Origin of the sequence: Spirillospora sp. NPDC046719, from assembly GCF_040645715.1 — a bacterium.
GTDB lineage: Bacteria > Actinomycetota > Actinomycetes > Streptosporangiales > Streptosporangiaceae > Spirillospora.
In genome coordinates this window covers 1-3,712 of the sequence record NZ_JBEYYT010000676.1, presented here as the reverse complement: position 1 = coordinate 3,712, position 3,712 = coordinate 1, and the positions used below count along the sequence as shown (strand labels likewise).

Here is a 3,712-nt window from a genome sequence, read left to right as displayed (position 1 = left end):
CTTTAATCACCCTGGGCCTGTCCAAGGTGCCGGTTATCCTGGCTAGCCGTGCCGCCCCCCCGCCGGGTGGGGGCTGTTGCGAGCCCCCGCCGGGGGGGGCCCGCCCGGGCGGGCGGGCCCGGCCCCTTCGGGGTCTCTCAGCGGGTGGCGCCGCTCGTGACGCGGTAGACGTCGTAGACGCCGTCGATGGAGCGGACGGCCTTGAGGACGTGGCCGAGGTGCTTCGGGTCGCCCATCTCGAAGGTGAAGCGGGAGACGGCGACGCGGTCGCGGGTGGTGGTGACCGACGCCGACAGGATGTTGACGTGCTGGTCGGACAGGACGCGCGTCACGTCCGACAGCAGGCGCGGACGGTCGAGGGCCTCGACCTGGATCGCGACGAGGAAGACCGAGTCCTCGCCCGGGGACCACTTGACGTCGATCAGCCGGTCGGGCTGCGCCTTCAGGGCGGCGACGTTCGCGCAGTCGGCCCGGTGGACGGAGACGCCGTGGCCGCGGGTGACGAAGCCGACGATGTCGTCGCCGGGGACGGGGGTGCAGCAGCGCGACAGCCGGACCCACACGTCGGGGTCATCGGCGACGACGACGCCGGGGTCGCCCGCAGGACGGCCCCGCTTGCGGCGGGTCGGAAGCGCGATCTCGGCGAGGTCCTCCTCGGCGCTCTCCACGCCGCCGAGGGCGTCGACGAGGCGCTGGACGACGGTCTGCGCGGACACATGGCCCTCGCCGACCGCCGCGTACAGCGACGACACGTCGGTGTAGCGCATGTCGCGGGCGAGGGCGAGCAGCGCCTCACCGGACATCATCCGCTGCAGCGGCATGTTCTGCTTGCGCATCGCGCGGGCGATGGAGTCCTTGCCGGACTCGATCGCGGTGTCGCGGCGCTCCTTGGAGAACCAATGCTTGATCTTGTTGCGGGCGCGGGCGCTCTTGACGAAGCCGAGCCAGTCGCGGCTCGGGCCGGCGTCCGGCGACTTGGAGGTGAAGACCTCGACGGTGTCGCCGTTGTCGAGGGTGGATTCGAGGGGGACGAGGCGGCCGTTGACGCGGGCGCCGATACATCGGTGCCCGACCTCGGTGTGGATCGCGTACGCGAAGTCGACGGGGGTCGCGCCCTGCGGCAGCGCGATGACGTCGCCCTTCGGGGTGAACACGAACACCTCGGAGACCGACAGGTCGAAGCGGAGCGACTCCAGGAACTCGGCCGGGTCGGCGGTCTCCTTCTGCCAGTCGAGGAGCTGGCGGAGCCACTGCATGTCGCCGGCCTTGCGGCCGCCGACCGTCTCCTCCTTGTACTTCCAGTGCGCGGCGACGCCGTACTCCGCGCGCCGGTGCATGCCCCACGTGCGGATCTGCAGCTCCACGGGCTTGCCCTCGGGGCCGATGACCGTGGTGTGCAGCGACTGGTACATGTTGAACTTCGGCATCGCGATGTAGTCCTTGAACCGGCCGGGGACCGGGTTCCATCGCGCGTGGATCGAGCCGAGGGCGGCGTAGCAGTCGCGGACGCTGTCGACGAGGACCCGGATGCCGACCAGGTCGTAGATGTCGTCGAAGCTGACGTCGCGGGCGATCATCTTCTGGTAGATCGAGTAGTAGTGCTTCGGCCGGCCGGTCACGGTGGCCTTGATCCGGGCCTCGCGCAGGTCGGTGGAGACGTTCTCGATCACTTCCTGCAGGTAGACGTCGCGGCGCGGGGCGCGCTCGGACACCAGCCGGGCGATCTCGTCGAACCGCTTGGGGTACATCGTGGCGAACGCGAGGTCCTCCAGCTCCCACTTCAGCGTGTTCATCCCGAGGCGGTGCGCGAGGGGCGCGAACACCTCGAGGGTCTCGCGGGCCTTCTTCTCCTGCTTGTGCCGCGGCATGTAGCGCAGCGTCCGCATGTTGTGCAGCCGGTCGCCGAGCTTGATCACCAGGACGCGGATGTCGCGGGACATCGCGACGACCATCTTGCGGACGGTCTCGGCCTCGGCGGCCTCGCCGTACTTGACCTTGTCGAGCTTGGTGACGCCGTCGACGAGCGCGGCGATCTCGTCGCCGAAGTCGGTGCGCAGCTCGTCGAGGGTGTACTCGGTGTCCTCGACGGTGTCGTGCAGCAGCGCGGCGCACAGCGTCTCGGTGTTCATGCCGAGCTCGGCGAGGATGGTCGCGACGGCGAGCGGGTGGGTGATGTACGGGTCGCCGCTCTTGCGCTTCTGGTCGCGGTGGTAATGCGCGGCGACGTCGTAGGCGCGCTCGATCATCCGCAGGTCCGCTTTGGGATGGGTGTTGCGGACGGTCTTGATGAGCGGTTCGAGTACCGGGTTCATAGCGGGCCCCCGCTGGGCGCCCAGCCTGGCGAGCCTGCGGCGCACCCGGGCGGCGGACGGTGGGATCGCGGCCGGCGTCGGCCTGGACTGGACATCGAAGGGCGTGGCTCCCGGAGCGGCGGGCGCCGGCGGCGTCGCCGGCCCTTGGACGGGGCGGGCCGCCGCGGCCGCCGCGTCGGCGGCTCCGTCGGCGGGGGACGCCGTGGCCCGCGGCTTGTCCGCGGTCGTTCGCGGCGATGACGGTTTCGCGGCGGACGGTCTCGTCGCCGCCTGTTTCGGTGCGGACGGTTTCGCCTCGGGCGCCCCGGCCGGCGGCGCGGCGGCGGACTCGTCGGCGGGCGGCGAACCGGCGTCGGAGGTTCCGGCGTCGGAGGTCCCTGTGTCGGAGGTCCCGGAGGCGGACGTGTCGGCGGGCGGCGAACCGGCGTCGGAAGGCTCCTGGCCGGTGGAGGGCTCCTGGCCGGCAGGGGGCTCCTGGGCGGTGGAGGGCTCCGGGCCGTTGGCGGATTCCTGGCCGTCGGCGGGCGGGCGGGCGGCGGGCTCGTCGGGGGCGCGCCGCAGGCCGGCGGCGGGCGCACCGGTCCGCTCTGCGGGCTCCGCGGCGTCCCGCTCCCGGCGGGCCTCGTCCGCGGCGTCCACGGCGGCGTCGGTCACCGCTCCGGTCGATACCACCTCACCGCGCACCCAGCCTCCTCAGCCCTCGCGGGCGCCGCCTCCGCGCCGGCGGGACGCACCCGTCTCCGGCGGATCCTGGTGGCCAGTGTATCCGCCGGGCATTTCGTCCTAGACCGTAACCAATGAGTGGACGTCCAGATTCCCCAGCTTGTCGCGTCCGTGCAGGAACGACAGCTCCAGCAGCACCGACAGGCCGACGACCTCCCCGCCGCCGCGGCGGACCAGCTCGGCGGCGGCCCGTGCCGTCCCGCCGGTGGCCAGCACGTCGTCGACGATCAGCACCCGGTCACCGGGCTCGAAGGCGTCGACGTGGATCTCGATCGTCTCCGTCCCGTACTCGAGATCATAGGTCTCCTCGTGCGTCCGCGACGGCAGCTTCCCCTTTTTGCGCACCGGGACGAAGCCGGCGCCGAAGTGGTAGGCGACCGGCGCGGCGAGGATGAACCCGCGCGCCTCGATCCCGACGATCTTGTCGACGGTGCCGCGGCCGTGGTGGTTGACGATCGTGTCGACGACCCCGGCGAACGCGACGTGGTCGGCCAGCAGCGGGGTGATGTCCTTGAACACCACGCCCGGCTTCGGGTAGTCGTCCACGTCGCGGATCCGCTCCTGGATCAGCTTGCCGAGGTCCACCGTTTCACTCCCTGTGACGAATCCCACGTGATCCCGCTCATGACCGCGCCGTGCCCGCGCCCGTCACCACGGTGGGTGACCGGCGCGGGCAC

General features: G+C 71.7%; 2 protein-coding genes. Both read right to left on the bottom strand.

Going from position 1 to position 3,712, the window contains the following annotated elements; all coding sequences use genetic code 11:
- Positions 1-137: 137 nt before the first annotated feature.
- Complete coding sequence (locus tag ABZ914_RS48475) at positions 138-2,312, bottom strand: RelA/SpoT family protein (RefSeq protein WP_190856610.1); 2,175 nt, start codon at positions 2,310-2,312, stop codon at positions 138-140.
- Positions 2,313-3,095: 783 nt separating this feature from the next.
- A complete protein-coding gene (locus tag ABZ914_RS48470; protein WP_173100828.1) occupies positions 3,096-3,620 on the bottom strand; it encodes an adenine phosphoribosyltransferase in 525 nt (174 codons plus the stop codon).
- Positions 3,621-3,712: the final 92 nt, after the last annotated feature.

Bases quoted from the DNA above. Each gene is read 5' to 3' on its own strand.
- ABZ914_RS48475 (WP_190856610.1), bottom strand. From the start codon at position 2,312: ATGAACCCGGTACTCGAACCGCTCATCAAGACCGTCCGCAACACCCAT.